This window comes from Loktanella sp. DSM 29012 (genome assembly GCF_900110705.1).
In the GTDB taxonomy this organism is placed as follows: Bacteria; Pseudomonadota; Alphaproteobacteria; order Rhodobacterales; family Rhodobacteraceae; genus Loktanella; species Loktanella gaetbuli.
On record NZ_FOEJ01000008.1, the window covers coordinates 69,121 to 86,397 of the forward strand.

General features: G+C 65.5%; 15 protein-coding genes and 1 pseudogene. 12 read left to right on the plus strand and 4 right to left on the minus strand.

What is annotated here, in order from left to right; translation table 11 throughout:
- The first annotated feature begins 75 nt into the window (after positions 1 to 75).
- Genes BMX27_RS15345 through BMX27_RS15390 form a run of 10 tightly spaced genes read left to right on the plus strand, consistent with a single transcriptional unit; the run spans position 76 to position 10,158 of the window.
- Positions 76 to 804, plus strand: coding sequence for a class I SAM-dependent methyltransferase (locus tag BMX27_RS15345; protein ID WP_090161090.1), 729 nt, complete (start codon positions 76 to 78; stop codon positions 802 to 804).
- Positions 797 to 1,723, plus strand: coding sequence for a glycosyltransferase family 2 protein (locus BMX27_RS15350; RefSeq protein WP_177172751.1), 927 nt, complete (start codon positions 797 to 799; stop codon positions 1,721 to 1,723). The genes BMX27_RS15345 and BMX27_RS15350 overlap by 8 nt, the downstream gene beginning before the upstream one ends.
- The gene (locus BMX27_RS17105; protein ID WP_090161065.1) at positions 1,720 to 2,295 is read left to right on the plus strand and encodes an acyltransferase; all 576 of its coding nucleotides are present in this window, start codon (positions 1,720 to 1,722) and stop codon (positions 2,293 to 2,295) included. The genes BMX27_RS15350 and BMX27_RS17105 overlap by 4 nt, the downstream gene beginning before the upstream one ends.
- Positions 2,295 to 3,206: a glycosyltransferase family 2 protein gene (locus BMX27_RS15360; RefSeq protein WP_090161068.1), complete on the plus strand. Its 912-nt coding sequence runs from the start codon at positions 2,295 to 2,297 to the stop codon at positions 3,204 to 3,206. The genes BMX27_RS17105 and BMX27_RS15360 overlap by 1 nt, the downstream gene beginning before the upstream one ends.
- Positions 3,203 to 4,423, plus strand: a complete 1,221-nt coding sequence (locus BMX27_RS17110; RefSeq protein WP_177172752.1) for a glycosyltransferase family 4 protein — start codon at positions 3,203 to 3,205, stop codon at positions 4,421 to 4,423. The genes BMX27_RS15360 and BMX27_RS17110 overlap by 4 nt, the downstream gene beginning before the upstream one ends.
- A complete protein-coding gene (locus tag BMX27_RS16920; protein ID WP_090161072.1) occupies positions 4,420 to 5,838 on the plus strand; it encodes a hypothetical protein in 1,419 nt (472 codons plus the stop codon). The genes BMX27_RS17110 and BMX27_RS16920 overlap by 4 nt, the downstream gene beginning before the upstream one ends.
- A complete protein-coding gene (locus BMX27_RS15375; RefSeq protein WP_090161073.1) occupies positions 5,835 to 6,728 on the plus strand; it encodes a sulfotransferase family protein in 894 nt (297 codons plus the stop codon). The genes BMX27_RS16920 and BMX27_RS15375 overlap by 4 nt, the downstream gene beginning before the upstream one ends.
- 33 nt (positions 6,729 to 6,761) lie before the next feature.
- Entirely contained in the window at positions 6,762 to 7,868 is a 1,107-nt protein-coding gene (locus tag BMX27_RS15380; protein ID WP_090161075.1) for a glycosyltransferase family 4 protein, read from the plus strand.
- Positions 7,865 to 9,004, plus strand: a complete 1,140-nt coding sequence (locus tag BMX27_RS15385; RefSeq protein ID WP_090161077.1) for a glycosyltransferase family 4 protein — start codon at positions 7,865 to 7,867, stop codon at positions 9,002 to 9,004. The genes BMX27_RS15380 and BMX27_RS15385 overlap by 4 nt, the downstream gene beginning before the upstream one ends.
- Positions 9,001 to 10,158, plus strand: a complete 1,158-nt coding sequence (locus tag BMX27_RS15390) for a glycosyltransferase (RefSeq protein WP_090161079.1) — start codon at positions 9,001 to 9,003, stop codon at positions 10,156 to 10,158. Before BMX27_RS15385 ends, BMX27_RS15390 begins: the two co-directional genes overlap by 4 nt.
- Positions 10,159 to 10,163: 5 nt before the next feature.
- On the opposite strand, the gene BMX27_RS15395 is transcribed toward BMX27_RS15390, so the two are convergent.
- Positions 10,164 to 10,655, minus strand: coding sequence for an LbetaH domain-containing protein (locus tag BMX27_RS15395; protein WP_090161081.1), 492 nt, complete (start codon positions 10,653 to 10,655; stop codon positions 10,164 to 10,166).
- Positions 10,656 to 10,882: 227 nt separating this feature from the next.
- Here BMX27_RS15395 and BMX27_RS15400 point away from each other — a divergent pair, with 227 nt between their 5' ends.
- The gene (locus tag BMX27_RS15400) at positions 10,883 to 12,241 is read left to right on the plus strand and encodes a polysaccharide biosynthesis/export family protein (RefSeq protein ID WP_177172753.1); all 1,359 of its coding nucleotides are present in this window, start codon (positions 10,883 to 10,885) and stop codon (positions 12,239 to 12,241) included.
- Positions 12,242 to 12,282: 41 nt separating this feature from the next.
- Here BMX27_RS15400 and BMX27_RS15405 read toward each other — a convergent pair whose 3' ends face one another.
- Positions 12,283 to 14,457, minus strand: a complete 2,175-nt coding sequence (locus BMX27_RS15405) for a GumC family protein (RefSeq protein WP_177172754.1) — start codon at positions 14,455 to 14,457, stop codon at positions 12,283 to 12,285.
- A gap of 265 nt (positions 14,458 to 14,722) precedes the next feature.
- Between BMX27_RS15405 and BMX27_RS15410 the strand changes: the two genes are divergently transcribed.
- The gene (locus BMX27_RS15410) at positions 14,723 to 15,412 is read left to right on the plus strand and encodes a metallophosphoesterase (protein WP_090161094.1); all 690 of its coding nucleotides are present in this window, start codon (positions 14,723 to 14,725) and stop codon (positions 15,410 to 15,412) included.
- A 245-nt stretch (positions 15,413 to 15,657) separates the two neighbouring features.
- Here the strand turns inward: BMX27_RS15410 and BMX27_RS15415 are convergent, their stop codons facing one another.
- Positions 15,658 to 16,779 carry a hypothetical protein gene (locus BMX27_RS15415; RefSeq protein WP_143056840.1) on the minus strand — a complete coding sequence of 374 codons (1,122 nt, stop codon included), beginning with the start codon at positions 16,777 to 16,779 and terminating at the stop codon, positions 15,658 to 15,660.
- A gap of 155 nt (positions 16,780 to 16,934) precedes the next feature.
- Positions 16,935 to 17,277 (minus strand): annotated as a pseudogene (locus tag BMX27_RS15420) (IS5 family transposase); the annotation flags it as partial.

Below are 17,277 nucleotides of genomic sequence, written 5' to 3' on the forward strand. Positions count from 1 at the left end.
AGAGTTGTCAATCTGGACCGAAACCGCCCTGCGGTCCCTGCGTCACCGATCCTCCAACCTGAGAGCGCGCCGCCCATGACACCGACGCCTGACAGTCCCCAGACCGCCTATTACGATCGCACTGCGGCGCATTACGACGCAATGCAGATCATCGACGGCGACGAACATACCATCGCACTGCGCTATCTGGACGGTATCCTGCACAATACCCCCGTCACCAGCCTGCTGGACGTGGGCTGCGGCACGGGCCGGGCCCTGGTGCATCTGCGCGACCGCCATCCCGACATGACCCTGCGGGGCATCGAACCCGTGGCCGCAATGATCGCCGTCTGCCGCGACAAGGGGCTGGGGGAGGACCAAGTGCAACAGGGCGACGCCTGCGCGCTGCCCTTTGCCGACGACAGTTTCGACTATGTCTGTGCCTTTGGCGTGCTGCATCATATCGCGACCCCCGACGTGGCCCTGCGCGAAATTTGTCGCGTCGCACGCAAGGGGGTCTTTCTCTCGGACCACAACGCCTATGGCTGGGGCGGTACAAGGTCGCGCCGCATCAAGAACGCGCTGCGCCGCCTGCGGCTGTGGCCGCTGTTCTGCCGGCTGCACACCCGTGGCAAGGGCTATTACGACACCGATTACGACGGCATCTTCTATCCCTTTTCGCTGCTGGATCATGTGGCGCTGGTGCAGGACAGCTTTCCCCGGGCGAACTTTCTGACCACCAAGGCTTACGGGCCGGATCTCTATCGCGACACCTCGCATCTGGCGCTGCATGCCACAACGGACCGGGTCGATTTCCTTGACTGATCCCGCGGACATCGGTTTTTCGGTGGTGATCCCCAGCTACAACCGACGGGACTATCTGATGGCCTGTCTCGACAGTGTCGCGGCCCAGACCCATGCGCCCGCGCAGGTGATTGTGGTCGATGACGGATCCACCGACGGCACGCTGGCGGCCCTGGCGGACAGACCGGGCGTGCAGGTGCTGACACAGGCCAACGCAGGCCCCGGTGCGGCCCGCAACGCAGGGGCCGCCCAGGCAACGGGCACCTACCTGGCGTTTCTCGACAGTGATGACCTGTGGGTGCCAGACAGCCTGCGGACCTTTGCCAGCCTGATCGTGGCCCATGACCACCCGGCCCTGTTGTTCGCCCGCTTTGCCGATTTCACGGGCACACCGCCACCGCACCAAGGTGCACCCGCCGCAGGAGAGGCTTATGCCGATTTTCTGGCCGGCGCGGGGGCCGGTCATTTTGCGGGGGCGGGCATGATGGTGATCCGGCGCGACGCCTTTGACGCGGCAGGCGGTTTCACCACCGCCCATATCAACGCAGAGGATCACGATCTGGCCCTGCGTCTGGGCACGGCACGGGGGTTCGTGCAGGTCACAGCCCCGGTGACCCTGCTGCACCGCCTGCACGACAGCAATGAAATGGGCGATGCTGCACGCAATACCGCCGGGATCGCGCGGCTGGTCGCCCAAGAGGCCGCGGGCCGCTATCCCGGTGGGACCGCGCGGCGCGGGCAGCGCCGCCGAATCCTGCTGGGGCATGTCCGCGCTGCGGTGCTGGCCGGGGTCAGACAGGGCGATACTGCTGCCCTGCGGCTCTATCTGCGGACGCTGCCCTGGGCGCTGGCGGCCGGGCGCTGGCGCTATCTGCTGGCGGTGCCTGCACTGACGCTTGGCCAGGCAATGCGGCGCATGACAGGACGGGTGACACCATGACCGACACCACGATCAACCGTCTGCTGAGCTGGCCTGTGGGGCTGGCCTCGCGGCTGCGGGTCTGGACCTGGCGCAGGCTGGGCATGCAGATCGAAGGCCACTGCCGGTTGCACCGCATTCGCGTGCCGCGCAACCCCTGGGACATCGCGCTGGCGGACGGTGTCGCCTTGGACGATGGCGTCGTGCTGCTGACCAGCGGCACACGCGCGGCCAGCCCCCGCCTGACGATCGGGGCGCGCAGCTATGTGAACCGCCAGACGATGTTCGACGCCTCCGAACGGATCAGCGTCGGCGCAGACTGCATGATCGGGCCTTTCGTCTATATCACCGACCACGATCACGGCACCGCCCCCGGCATCCGTCTGGCCGATCAGCCGCTGACAGGCACCCCCGTCACCATCGGGCGGAACGTCTGGATCGGGGCTGGTGCCATCATCCTCAAGGGCGTGACGATCGGCGATGATGCCGTGATCGCCGCAGGCTGCGTCGTCACCCGCGACGTGGCCCCCGGCGCGCGCATCGCAGGCGTGCCGGGACGGCCCCTGACACCCGCCGCCAAAGGAGCCTTGTGATGAACGTAGATACCCCCCGGCCCCCCGCAGCCTCTGTCGTGATCACCACCCACGACCGCGATGACGAACTGGCCACCTGTCTGGCCTCGCTGCAACGCCAGACGATCCCGCTGGAGATCATCGTGATGGACGACAAGGGGTCGGCGGCCACCCGCGATCTGGTCGCCCGGATCGCGTCCTCCGCGCGCTACCTGCACGCAGGCACCGGGCAGGGCCCCGCGTTCCAGCGCAACGCAGGCATCGCGGCCGCCAGCTGCGAGATCGTCTTTTCCTTTGATGACGACGTGGAACTGGTCGACCCCACGACCTGCGAAAAGACATTGCCCGATTTCGCCGACCCGCAGGTCGCCGCCATCGGCATCCCCTTTGTCAACGTGCGCATCTCGCAAGAGGTGCATCATGTCACCGCCCATCCCCGCCAGCAGTTGCATGCCTTTGTGGGGGCCGCCCATGCGGTCCGGCGTTCGGCCTTTCAGCAGGTCGGCGGGTTTCGCGCGCATTATTTCTACATGGGCGAAGAGGGCGATCTTGCGATCCGCCTGCTGGATCACGGCCACGAGGTCCGGGCCGGGACAGCACCACCGATGCATCATTTTGAATCGCCGCGCCGGTCGTCGCGTCGCGCCGCGATCTGCGGGCGCAAGAACGATGTGCTGTTCGTCATGCACAACGTGCCGATGCCGCAGGCCATCGTCCATCTGGCCGGCACCATCGTAAACGGCCTGCGGTTCGGGCTGCGCCACGGTCACGCGGGCTGGCATCTGCGCGGTCTGGCACAGGGCCTGTCCGAGGCCTGGCAGCACCGCCGCGACCGCCGCCCTGTCTCGGCGGCATGCTACCGGGACTACCGCGCGCTCAAACGCGGCTCTGCCGGGGCGGCGCTGGCCTGGACGGCCAAGCCCCAGCCATGACCAGCCCTGCCCCCTGGATCGTCTGCCAGATCGGCGCGCGCGAGAATTTCGCGGTGGCGCGGGCGCTGGCGCGGCAGGGGCTGCTGTCGGAACTGCTGACCGATGTCTGGGCAGGCGGGCATCCACTGCGGCGGATGCTGCCCGCGCGTCTGGCCGGGCGCGATCACCCTACGCTGGCGGATCACCGGGTCTGGGCCCCCACCACCCGCGCCCTGCTGCGCGAGGTGGGCGACCGGATCACGGGGCGCGGCGGCTGGGACGCCATCCTGCATCGCAACGCCTGGTTCGCGCGACACGCGGCTGCGCATCTGGCCCACCGCCCCGCCGGGCAGGACCTGACAGTCTTTGCCTACAGCTATGCCGCGGGTGACATTTTCGCACTGGCCCGCGCCCGTGGCTGGCGGACCGTGCTGGGCCAGATCGACCCCGGCCCGTTCGAGGCGCGCATGGTGGCCGACATCTATGCCGCCGCTGGCGACCCGTTGGACCCCATCCCCGCCATCTATTGGGATCATTGGCGGCGCGAGGTTGACCGGGCCGATACCATCCTCGTGAATTCCGACTGGTCGCGGCAGGGGCTGATCGCCGAGGGCGTGCCCGCAGATCGCATCACCGTTGTCCCGCTGGCCTTTGAGGGGGCCGCCACCCCACCCGCCCGCACGCACCTGCCCGACCGGTTCACGGCGGATCGCCCGCTGCGCCTGCTGTTCTTGGGACAGGTCACCCGGCGCAAGGGGATCGACATCGCGCTGGACGCCATGGCTGCGCTGCCGGATGCGCCCTTGCGGTTGGACGTGGTGGGGCCCGTGCAGATCACCATCCCCGACACAGCCCGCGCCGACCCCCGGATCGTGTTCCACGGATCGCGCCCGCGCCACGAAACCCCCGCCGCCTATGCCGGCGCCGATCTGTTCGTCTTTCCCACCCGGTCGGACGGCTTCGGACTGACCCAGCTCGAGGCGCTGGCGCAGGGCCTGCCGGTCATCGCCTCGGACCGCTGCGGCACGGTCGTGCGCGACGGCACCGACGGCGTGATCCTGCCCGACCTGACACCGGGCGCACTGGCGGACACGCTGTCACGGCTCAGTGCCGACCCGGCCTGCGTCCGGCGCATGATGCAGGCCGCCCGCCTCGACACGCGCTTTGATCTTGATACATTGGGCCGATCACTGGCCGCACTGACGCCGGGCGCAGTTACGACGGGACATCCTGGATGAGCACGCAGACCATGCAACCTTTTGCGCAGGGCGATGTCAGCCGCGCGCAGGATATGGTATCGCCGCAGGACCTGAACGCGCTGATGCTGATGTCGACACTGATCCTGCTGGCAGCCCTGGGGATCGGCTACATGCTGGCCATGTCGACCACCACACCGAACGACATCTTTACCCAGCCATCGGCGGTGCTGGCGGTGGGCCTTGCGCTGGCGCTCTGGGTCGAGGGCAGCGTCGGCATGCGCAATCTGATCCGGGTCGACCTGTTCATGCTGATGGTGCTTTATCTGCTGACCTTCTTTGAATTCCTGCTGCCGCAGGATCCGGTGCGCAACGTGGTGACCACCGGATCGGCCCAGCTGACGGTGGAAATCGTGATCCTAGGGTTTGCCGGGATCGTGATCGGGCGCCACCTGGCCCCCGTGCGCCGTGCCATGCCGCGCCAGGTGACGCTTTATAGCGCGCCCGGTGCGACGATCCTGATGCTGCTGGCCTGCGCCGTGCTGGGCTATTTCTACATGCTGCTGACGGTGAATTTCAGCCTATCGGAACTACTTTTTCATATGTCGCGGGAACGGTTTTCCCAACCCTGGAGCCGCGGACAGCTGGGATCGCTGGGCGCGCTGCTCGGCGAGCTGGCCCTGCTCAAGTTCCTGATCCCGCCGCTTGCGGCGGCGGTCCTTGCGCAATGGCGCAGATACCGGCTGTGGCAGTTGGTGCTGACTGGGCTGATCTTGTATCTGGTCCTGTTCGAAAGCTTTGCCAGCGGCACGCGCAACGTGTTTCTCAGCCACATGATGACGTTTCTGGCGGCCTACGCCCTGCTCAGCCCGAAACTGACCTTTGCCAAGGCCGCGGCAGTTTTCGGGCCTGCGCTGATCATCGGCTATTTCGCGATCTACTACTTGCCGGAAATCCGGACCGTGGGCCTGCGCAACTTTGAATTGGCCGAGGCGACCTCTGACAGTTTCTTTGTCGACATGAACCTGGTGAACATCGCCCAGCTGACGGATATCTTTCCCGAACAACACCCGTTTCTGGGGGCCGAGATTCCCTATACCGCCGCGATCCGTCCCATTCCGCGCGGACTCTGGCCGGGCAAGCCCGAGGGCCTGTCACTGGGCATCGAAGAGGCGCTTGGCGTGACGGGCATGACCCTGTCGGCCACTTTCGTCGGAGAACTCTGGATGGCGGGCGGGACACTTGCCGTCGGCCTTGCGGCCCTGATCCTTGGCGCGGTGGCTGGATGGTGGAACCGCAAGGCACTTCGGGCACGCTCGAACATGGACATGATCCTCTATGCCACCGGATTCTTTCCGGCGGGTCTGTGCATGCGCAGCTTTCTGTCGGTGGCCCCGGCCCTGCTGCCGCTGATCGCTTTTGTCATCTACCGGAACATCCGGTTTTCCCTGCGATGAACGATCCGGTCCTGCATCCCCTGTCACCCCGTCTGGACCCACAGACCTTTGCCATCTTTCTGCATATCCAGAAAACCGCCGGCATCACGGTGCAGACCTACCTGCGCCAGCGGTTCGGTCCGGGATCACTGCGCCGCATGGCATGGCGGCTGACCCGTGACCCGCGCCTGGCGGGCGATCTGCGCACGGCCGCACGGGCGCGCAAGACGAAGGACCGCATGTTCGGCGGGCATTTCTGTTTCGGCATCCACCGCGACCTGCCCGCACCCGCCAGCTACATGACCTATCTGCGTGATCCCGTGGCCCGCTTCGTGTCGCTTTATACCTATTCGCGCGATACACCGACCGCCTATTACCACAGCCACGCCCGTGACCGCGATCTGGCCAGCTTTGTGCGCGACAGCGGGTTGCTGGAACTGGACAACGGGATGGTGCGCTTTATCGCCGGATCGGACGACGGATCGGCTTTCATCAACCGAACGCCGGTCGGCGGCGTCGACGACGCCATGCTCGCCACCGCGAAACGCAATCTCGAGACAGCGTTTTTCTTTACCGGCATTCAGGAACGTTTCGACGAATCCTTCCTGCTGCTGGGGCACCTTTTGGGCGACGCGCGCCCACGCTACCTGCGTCTGAACACCACCCGCAGCGGCGCCGCGCCAGTCCTCGATCCAGATACCCTGCGCGCCATTCAGGACCGATCGCAGATGGACCGTGCGCTTTATGATTTCGCCTGTCAGCGGTTGGATGCGCAACTGGCCGCGACCTTTGACGACCTCGAGGGCACACTGGCGCAATTCCGCACCGCAAACGCCCGCTACAACGCCCGCATGGCCCCGCTGCACAACGCGCTGGCCTCTCTGCGCCCCCGCAGTTTCAGCGCCGGCTGACAGGCTGCGTTTCCTCCTGACACAAGGTCCTTCGTGAAACTCCTCTTTCTCACCGTGATCCCGTCACCCTACCAGCGGCAGCTGTTCACGGCCCTGGCCGCGCGCGATGACGTCGAGGTGCAGGTGTTCTATTTCACCGCAGGCGCCCATGACCGGTCCTGGGCGATCCCCGATCTGCACGACTTCGAGACGATCCTGCCGGGCCGCACCCTGACCCGCCTGGGCCCATCGGCCCATTGGAACCCCGGCATCATGAGCCGGATCGCGCAGGCCGACCCCGATCTCATGATCGTCAGCGATTATTCCGCCGTAACCGCACAGGTGGCGATGCGCGGCATGGCCCGCCATGGGCGGCCATTCGTATTCTGGGGCGAGGTGCCGGGGTTTTCCACGCGCGGACGGCTGGGCACGTTCCTGCGCCGCCAGCTTCAGGCACCGCTGCGCCGTGCGCGCGCCATCGCAGCCATGGGCAGTGTCGCCGTGCCGGCCTACCGTGCGCTGTTTCCGGGCGTGCGGGTGGCAAACATTCCCTATTTCTGCGATCTGGCCCCGTTCCGCGCGGCCCGCGATGCCGCGACAGCTGACCCCGACACCATCGACGTGCTGTTCAGCGGCCAGATGATTCCGCGCAAGGGGTTCGACGTGTTGCTCGCAGCCTTTGACCGTGTTGCGCGGTCCCACCCACAGCTGCGGATCGTGGCCCTTGGCGGCGGACCCGCGCAGGATGAATACGCCGCCGCCGTGCCCGCAGACCTGCGCGACCGCGTCGTGTTTCTGGGGCACCGCGATCCAGCCGATCTGCCGCAGGTCTTTGCCGCCGCCGACCTGTTCTGCCTGCCCAGCCGTCACGACGGCTGGGGCGTCGTCGTCAACGAGGCGCTTGGCGCGGGTCTGCCGGTGCTGGTCAGTGATGCGGTCGGGGCTGGCCCCGATCTGGTGCAGGACGGTGAAACCGGTTTCATCACACCTGCGGGCGACGCGGACGCATTGGCACGGGTGCTGGACCGGCTGGCGGGGGATGCGGCCCTGCGCGCGCGCATGACCGATGCCGTGCGTGCCGCCGCCGCCCGCTGGGACGTGGACGAAGGTGCACGACGGTGGGCCACCCTCGCCCATGACCTGCTGGGCACTGACGCATGAAGGTCGCGCTGGTCTCCTCGGGCTCGGGATCGCGCGGCGGAGGCGAGCTTTATCTGCGGGTGCTGGCGCAGGGGCTGATGGCCTTGGGTTATGACGTGCTGGTGCTGATCCCCGATCACCCCCGCATGGATGAATTTGCCACCCAGATGGGTGCGATTCCGACCCGGCGCTTTGCCTTTTGCACCACCTATGACCGACCAACCCGCGCGCTGGGGGCCTGGGCCGACCTGCGCCAGCGCAGACGCCTGACAGGGCTGTTTGCGACGCTCGACGTCGATGTGCTGCATATCAACCAACAGGTGGCAGAGGATGCGCTTGATCTGGTGCTGGCCGCCGCCGCCAGTGGCAAACCCTGGCTGTCGACGATCCACGTGGGCCATGCCGCCCGTGATCTGGGCGCACGGCTGGGCGGCCTGCGCGACCGGGTCACCGCCCATGTGCTGGGCCGGTTGCGCGGGCATCATATCGCCGTCAGCACGGCCACATGCCAGCAACTGACGGCGCGGCTGGGACCGGTCACGCTGCATCCGGTGCCGAATGGCGTGGCGGTGCCGGACCCGGACGCACTGACCCGCGCCCGTGCGCAGGCCCGCGCCGACTGGGGTGTGGATGACGACACGATCGTTCTGGGCACCGTCGGCCGGATCGCCGCGCAAAAGGCACCATTGGCGCTGGTCGATCACACCGCCGCCACCGGGCAGACCGGGGTGCAGCTGGTCTGGATCGGCGACGGTGACCTCAGGGATTCGCTGACCGCACGGGCGGCCAAGGCCAGCCTGCCCCTGCACGTGGATGGCTGGCGCGACGATGCCGCCCTGCGGCTGGCCGGGCTCGACATCTTTGTGCTGCCCTCGCTGTTCGAAGGCCTGCCGCTGGCCCTGCTCGAGGCGATGCACGCGGGCCTGCCCATCGCCGCCAGCCGCGCCGACGGCATTGCAGAGGCACTGACCCATCCGGTCACCGGCCTGATGTGCGACAGCGACGACGATTGGCGGGATGCATTGCAGCGGCTGATCACCGATCAGGCCCTCCGCCTGCGCCTTGGTGCAGCGGCCCGCGCGGCAGCCGAGGACCGTTTCAGCGCCGCCGCCATGGCGCGGGCCACGGCCGACCTCTATGCACAGGTGCAGCGGTGACGCTGCGCGTGCTGCACGTCAGCCCCTATATGGCCGCCGCCGCCGGTGGACCACCGGTTGTCGTGGACCGGCTGGTCGCGCGCGCTGCTGCGAATGGTGCGGATGCACATATCCTGACGACTACCGCCTATAGCGACGATAGTGGTGCCGGTCTGCGCCGGACCTATCCTGACCTGACCCTGCTGCCGCACCAGCGCGCCGCACTGACCGGGGCCGGTCGCGCCGCTGTCAGGCGCGCCGTCGCGCAGGCCGACATCTTGCATCTGCACACGGTCTGGTCGCCGCTGACCGCCGTGGCCGCTGCCGCGGCCCGTCGGCAGGGCGTGCCTTATGTGTTGTCACCGCACGGTATGCTCGATCCCTATTCACTGGCGCAAAAGCGGCTGAAAAAACGCGCCTACCTCGCACTGGTCGAGGGGCGCGTGCTACGCGGGGCCGCACGGCTGATTTATACCGCACAGGACGAACGCGATCTGGCCGCCCCCGTCGTGGGCCACGACCGCGCCGATATCGTGGCCCTGGGGGCGGATGCGCCGCCCGGGGATACGGCCGGTCTGCGCGCGGCCTTTTTCGCGCGGCACCCCGATCTGGCCGGGCGGTCACTGGCCCTGTTTCTAGGCCGCCTCGACGATAAAAAGAGACCCGAAACCGCATTGCAGGCTCTGAATCTGGTTCGTTCCGATCACCCGGACGCCGGTCTGCTGATGGTCGGCACGGGACCGGCAGAACAGGCGCTGCGCAACCTGACCCGACAGCTGGGGTTACAAGACGCGGTGCGGTTCACCGGGTTTCTGTCAGGCCAGGACAAATGGCAGGCAATGGCGGCCTGCGATCTGTTCGTGCTGCCCTCGCGGCAGGAAAATTTCGCCATCGCCCTGGCCGAGGCGCTGCACGCGGGCCTGCCCGCACTGCTGACCCGCCGGGTCAATATCTGGCGCGAGATCACAGGTGCGGGCGCAGGCGTCGTGATCGACGACACCGATGAGGCCGCCATTCCTACCCATCTGGCTGCAGGCTGGCGACACTGGCTGGTCGATCCCGCAGCGCGCATCCGTGCTGCGTCAGCGGCAGGCCAGCTTGCGCGCGCGGCCTTTGACTGGGACGACAGCGCGGCGCGGACCCATGCCATCTACCGTGCGGTGCTGGCGGGCTGAGGCGTTCAATCCGCCAGCACGGCCGTGTGGTCGGGCACGACACTGCCCGGCGGGATGCGTGCAAAGGCCGTGACCCAGACCCCTGCCCCGATGTCCACCGGCCTGCAAAAGAAGGCAAAGCCGGGATCGGTCCAGTCGTGGTTGCCCGTGAACACATAGGCCCCCTGGCTGATGCAGCTGTCGGACCCGATCCTCACGGTGGTGTGGTTGTCGATCCAGACCCGTTCACCGATCCAGACGTTATCCCCGACCTCCAGCCACCAGGGCGACTTGATGTCGATCCGGGGTTTCAGCACGACCCCCCGCCCGATCCGCGCGCCAAAGACCCGCAGGAGCGCCGCCTTGGCCCCCGATGGCAGCAGGCCCAGCACAGCACCGCGCAGGACAAGCGCATTGACCAGATACCACAGCGCCAGCGTCACCCGCCCCGGCTGGCCGGGAATCTGCGGCCGGACAAAGGACGCAAGGTCCAGTTTCGCGATAGGTCTGGTCTTCATCTGGGGCCTTTCGTCTGACATGCCACGGCGATTGTCACGGCAATTACCCTCCAAGGCCAACCCTATTTGACCGCGCAACCGTGCAAGGCCCCGTGAAAGGTGTCGCGTTGCTGCAACCGACCGGCACTGCTGGCATGTCGCAGGGTGACGTCGCAAGACCACCATGCCATAAGGGCACGACAAGCAACGGGTCGTGATCAGCGCGGCTTTGGGGGACGAATTCAGACATGAACCTGCGCACTCTTCTGCTGGGCACGGCCCTGGCCCTGCCCACACTGGCCCTGACCGGCTGTGGTTCCACCTATGTCAGCAGCACCGTATCCGAGAATTTCGGCGATCTGACGGTGCGCGAGATCAAGATGACGGCAGAGACCATCCGCTTTGCCAACAGCCAGCCCTACAGCCCGCGCAGCCTGCCTGCCGAATTCTTTCAGACGGCGGGTGCAGGGTCCCTGCGCGGGGCCGGTGCGCTGCCTGCGGCCCCCGATTTCCCCGATATTACCCCGCAGCGGCTGGAACTGCGGCCCCCGCCCCAGACCGTGCCCGGCCCCTATACGCTGGGCACCGGTGATGCGGTCAGGCTGACGCTGGCGCAATCGACGGCGCTGGATGCGACGACGACCACCGCACAGGAACTGACGGTCCGCGACGACGGCACGGTTTCGATCCCGCAGGTCGGGTCGATCAATGTTGCAGGCATGACCGTCGAGGACGCCGAAGCCGCCATATTCTCGCGCCTGATCTCGGCGGGGATCGACCCCAATTTCAGCCTCGACGTGGTGCAGTTCAATGCACGGCGCGCGGCGGTGGGCGGGGCTGTCAGATCGCCACGGGTAGTGCCGATCACGCTTAACCCGCCCAGCCTGAACGAGGCCCTGCTGACCGCTGGCGGATTGCAGGTCGACGACCCTGAATTCGCCTCGATCCGCATTTACCGCGACGGCACGCTTTACCAGATTCCGCTGGCGGATTTCCGGGCGCGGACCGATCTGCAAAACCTGACGGTGCTGCCGGGGGATGCGATTTTCGTCGATGTCACCTATGACTTGGCGCGTGCGCAGGCCTATTATCAGGGCCAACTGGGCGTGATCGCGACCCAGCGGGCAAACCGCACGACGGCCCTGTCCGAACTGTCGACCGAAATCGGCCTGCGCCGCGCCGTCCTGGCCGAAGAGCGCGGCCTGTTCCAGACCCGCGAATCCTTGGGTGCCACCGAACGCGACTACGTGTTCCTGGTGGGCGAGGTGTCCCGCCAGACCCGTTTCCCGCTGCCGTTCAACCAGCAATCCAGCCTGGCGGACGCGCTGTTCGAAAACGGCGGGTTCAACAATATCACAGGCAACCCCGCGCAGATCTACGTGATGCGTGCCGATCCCAATCCTGCGGCACAGGGTGCTGTGACCGCCTGGCATCTGGATGCGCGCAATGCGGCGGCCTTTACGCTGGCCCCGCGGTTCGAATTGCGACCCGATGACATCATCTTTGTCCAGCAGCAACCGATCACGCGCTGGAACCGTGCGATCGCCCAGGCGATTCCGTCGCTGCTCAGCCCGCTGAACGCCGCAAACCAGCTCGCATCGAACTGACGACACCCCCGCAGGTCGCGGGGGCGCCTGCGGTCCCGCGATCAGTTGTCGTAATATCCGTTCTTGCCGCCACCATAGGCGCCATAGCCGTATTTGCTGCCATAGCCGTAGCGGCGCATGCCGCGCGGGTCGATCTGGGTCAGCACCAGACCCGTGACCCGCAGGTTGGCCTTGGCCAGCTGTGACAGGCCCTCTGCGACCTGGGTCTGGCTCGTCTTGTCCCAGTTCACCGCATAGAGCACCGCATCCGCATAGGGGCCGATCACGCGGGCATCGGGCACCACCAGCACGGGCGGCGTATCGACGATGATGTAGTCATACAGCGTGCGCGCCTGCGCCATGAAATCGCGAAACGCCGAAGAGGCAAAGACATCGGCCGCGTTGATCGCCGATTTCTCGCCCATCAGGATGTCGATGCCCAGATCGCCATTGCGCAGCACCGCTTCTTCCAGCGAGGCCTGACGCTGGTTGTCGGCGTTCTGGCTGAACTGCGCGATCACCGACAGGATGCCCGGCCGTTCCGTCGCATCGGGGAAATAGGCGCTGAAGGTCCGGCGTCGGATATCGCCCTCGATCAGCAGCACCCGCTTGTCCAGACCGGCCAGGTTCTGCGCCAGTGCGATGGCGGTCGTCGTCTTGCCCTCGGCGGGCAGCGACGAGGTCATCATGATGACCTGCGGTGGCCGGTCGATATCGGACATCAGCAACGACGTCCGCAGGTTGCGCACCGATTCCGCCGCCGCAGAGGTCGGCTTGTTCGCCAGATACATGATCGTGGGCACGCGCCCCTTGGCCGGGATTCGCGGGATCTGACCCAACACCGACAGCCGTGTCCGTTTTTCCAGCTCTTCGGCGGTGCGGAAGGTGTTTTGCAGCATCTCGCGGCCCAGAACGATGCCTGCCCCGACCAGAACACCCATGAGGAACCCCATGAAGGTGATCCGGCTCTTGCGCGGTGCGACATAGCTGCCCCACAGCGCCTCTGACAGCACCCGGCTGTCGGCCTGCTGGACACCGATCTGCACGCTGGTCTCACGCAGGCGGTTCAGGAATGTTTCATACAGGATCCGGGTCGCCTCGGTTTCGCGTTCCAGCTGTTCGATCGTGATCAGGTCGGCAGACTGGCTTTCGAATTGCAACGACAGACGGTCAATCTGCGATTGCAGCTCGGTGATCTGGTTCTGTGCCCGCATCGCCTCGGCCTCGGCCTGCTCGCGCAGCTGCACGAAACGGCGGTCGAACCGCTGCTGGCTGGTGGCCTCGCCGGTCTGAACCCGGGCCAACAGGCCGCGCAGCTGCGCGTCGTCCAGGGCTGCGACCTGTTCGGCGGGTGTCGCATCCTCGACCGCGATGATGCGGGCCAAGGCATCCTCGGCGCGGGTCCGGGCCAGTTCCGCCAGTTGCAGCTGGCTGGTGGCCGCGACCGACTGGCTGTTGAGCTGGGCAATCGCCTCGGGGCTGGCCAAGGCGCTGCGCGCGCGCAACTCGTTGATCTCGTTCTGGCGCGTCTCCAGTTCGGCCTGCAATTCGGACACCCTGTCCGACAGCCAGATCGCGGCATCCTCGGTGCCCTGCACCTTGGACTGGATCTGGTCCTCGCGGTAGATCTCGGCCAGCGTATTGCTCAGCAATGCGGCCTTGCGCGGGTCCTCGCTGACGGCGGAAATCGAGAACACATAGGTGAAACGCTGGATCGAGGTTGAAATCCGGTTGCGCACCCGGGTGATCACGGCGTTGCGGTTTACGGGCCGGGGCGCTGCGGCGGGTGCGGGTTCGGGGTCCGCGCGAAACAGCCCGATCACCCAACCCGGCACGTCGCGCAGGCCAAAGGGCGGATCCCCGCGCAATGCAGGGTTGAATTCGGGGTCCTGCGTCAGGTCCAGACGGTCCACCAGGCGGCCGATCAATTCCCGTGAGCGGATGATTTCCATTTCGGTGTTGAAGCTCGACTGGTCGCGTCCCAGCTGCGGCACACCGCCGGTGATCTCCAGGGCGGCCGGATCGGCATCGAAATTCAGCGCCATCTGCGTCGTGGCACGGTAGGTCGGCACCTCGACACGGTAGGCCTTGTTGGCGGCATGCAGGAAACCGATCAACGCGCAGACCCCGATGATCCACTTGCCCCGCCACAGCGTGTTGAGGATGGTCAGGATGCTGAAGGTCTTGCCCGTGTCCTGATCTGCGGCTGTCATGGTATTTTGGGGGGCAGGGGACATCAAAATTCTTCTTTCATCCAGAATACCGCGCACTGCGCGATGCGCAGGCCGCGCTGCGCCTTGCATAGACGATGCAACCCGAAGGTTCCATTTTCAAATTTCGTCCTGAATATCAAGTCGCGGGCCACTTGCCGATGACAGACTTGATACGGACGCAAATTTTGCCCACGGTCCGCCCGACCCGACCAGACCGACCAGGAGCCACAGCGCCTTGCTGCAATTGTTTTCACGCCTCTTTGCGCGCCAGACGCCGCCGCCTGCCCCGATGCCCCCCCTGAACGTGCCCGATCCGGTGGCGATCATCGGCGACATCCACGGCTGCGCGCGCCTGCTCGATATCCTTCTGGACCGGATCGCGACGCTGGCCCCGCAGGCCACCATCGTTTGCGTGGGCGATTACATCGACCGCGGCGACGAATCCGCCGCCGTCATCGAAACTCTGATGGCCAGCCCCCAGATCACCTGCCTGGCCGGCAACCACGAGGCGATGCTGCTGGGATTCCTCGACGATGCTGCGGCCAAGGGCCCACGCTGGCTACGCAACGGCGGGTTGCAGACGCTGGCCAGCTACGGTGTGGCCGGTCCCAATGCCGACGGCACCCGCCCGCTGGACCGCGTGCGCGATGACCTGGCACTGGCGATGGGTGACGCCCGGATCAACTGGCTGCGCGACCTGCCCAAATGGATGCAGACCGGCAACCTGCTGATCACCCATGCCGGTGCCGATCCCGCCCGCGCGCCACAGGATCAGGACGACCGCGACCTGATGTGGGGACATCGCGATTTCATGGCCGTGCCGCGCAGCGACGGACTGTGGGTGGCCTACGGCCATGTGATCCAGGACGCCCCCAGTGCCGCGGAGGGGCGCATCGCGCTGGATACCGGAGCCTATGCCACCGGACGCCTGACAGCCGCCGGCATCCACGGCGACAGCGTGGATTTCATCACGACCTGACGTGTGGTGCCGCTGATTGCACATAAAGTCTTACAGGGGCAGAAAATTCCGGCACTGTGACCTATCTCCGAGTGGCCCCCCGAAGGATTGGCCGTGTCGGCGGAATGCCACACTGCCCTGTCCGCTCAGCAGCGCGCCAAGTAATGCCGCCATACTTCTGAAATCGTGCGATTAATATGCGTGAGCTTAAAGCAACCCAGAAGTGGCAAGTCTGATAACCAATGCAATCCACGCCCAGATAGCTCTTACATACCAGCGCTCAATTGACGTGAAATATCAAGGAACTGCTCAAGGTCCTCCGCTTCCAGCTCGAGCAACTCCGGCACCTCGACTTCAGTCACTGCCCGGAACTCGGACCATGACTGGTCCATCAACCCTGATACAGCCGCCGCCGCTTCAAGCGTGCGTAGCGTATTCACGGCCGCGTCGGCGCGTTCGGTCGCACGTTGGAGGGCCGCTACCGTTTCTGCTCGGCGTCCTTTCAGGATACTTTCGTATTGCCCGATCACATCAAGGATGTGTTCCTGGGTCTCGACATTGCGGGCGTAAGTTGCGCGAGTTGCTTCGAGGCGCGCGGCCTCCCGCTGTAAACGTGTTTCGGCGAGTAGCGTCAGGTTTTCGGACCGCATTTCTTCCAATCGCGGGAGCCAGACTTCATCGTAGGTCGAAAGATGCCGTGCAAGCATTCGACTATGAACGAGACGTGTGATCGAGGCCGCACCCAGATAGCGGCGCCCGGTCTCTTGCGAGAGGCCTTCCTCGAGAGCCTCACTCAACTGTTTTTCAACCGCGACCAGTGTGTTCACGACAACTGCGGACTCGACCATCAAGCCGCCGTGAACCGACAAAAGCGCGGCACGTGCCTGATCGGGCGTCAATTCGATACCGTGGAAGGCACGCAAATCGGCAGCCAGTCCAGAGGCTGCCCCTTCACGCTCAGCGCGAAGGGTTTGGATCGCGGTCTCGGTTTCGATCAGGCGCCGGTTGATCGCCTCGACCGTTCCAGGGGGATGTTCGCGGCCGACCAGGCGATCGACCATGCGCGCTCCTTCGGAGGCCGGTGCCCCTTTTTGTTCGAGGCGAAGCTCTGCCTGCAGGTCAAGCACCTCAGCCAAGGCCATATCCAAGCGTTCGACTTCTTCCGTCCATTGCGCATGCTCTTCGGGTGCTATGAGCTCAAGCGCCTCATCAAGAAGCTCGTCGAGATCATCTTGGTAGTCCTCCGCCCCGCTCGTGAACCATCCTCCCTCCTGGGATGCCTCACGACCGTCCAACGCACGTCGCACCTCGTCGAGCTCTTCCAACAGATAAGGAATGAACTCAGCTGTTTTGACTTCCGCTTGGGCCGATGCCGGAAAAGGAAGCATGAGAGAAACACATATGAGTATACCAGCAGAACTTTTGAACATAAGGCACGTATCCGGTTGTAGGTTCTTGGCAGCTTGGCATGAGACAATATTCAAGAGCAACAAAGACCTGTGCGCATAAGACTTTGTTGCTTGTTACTTAGGGTCAGGACTCGTAGCCAGTAGATGGCGGGTACCGCAAGAGCGATGGCTGAAAGGAAGACCTTCGGACAGCGGTCGTATCGGCTTGCCACTCGCCGCCAATCCTTGAGCCTGCCGAACATGTTCTCGATCCTGTTGCGTCGCTTGTATCGGCGCTTGTCGTATTTCACAGTCTTCTTGCGCTGTTTTCGACCGGGGATGCAGGCGCGTATTCCTTTGTCTTTCAATGCTTCTCTGAACCAGTCGGCGTCATAGCCGCGATCCCCGAGAAGCCAGTCCACGTCCGGCAGGCTGCTCAGCAATGCTCGTGCGCCGATGTAATCGCTGACCTGACCCGCCGTGACGAACAGGTTCAGG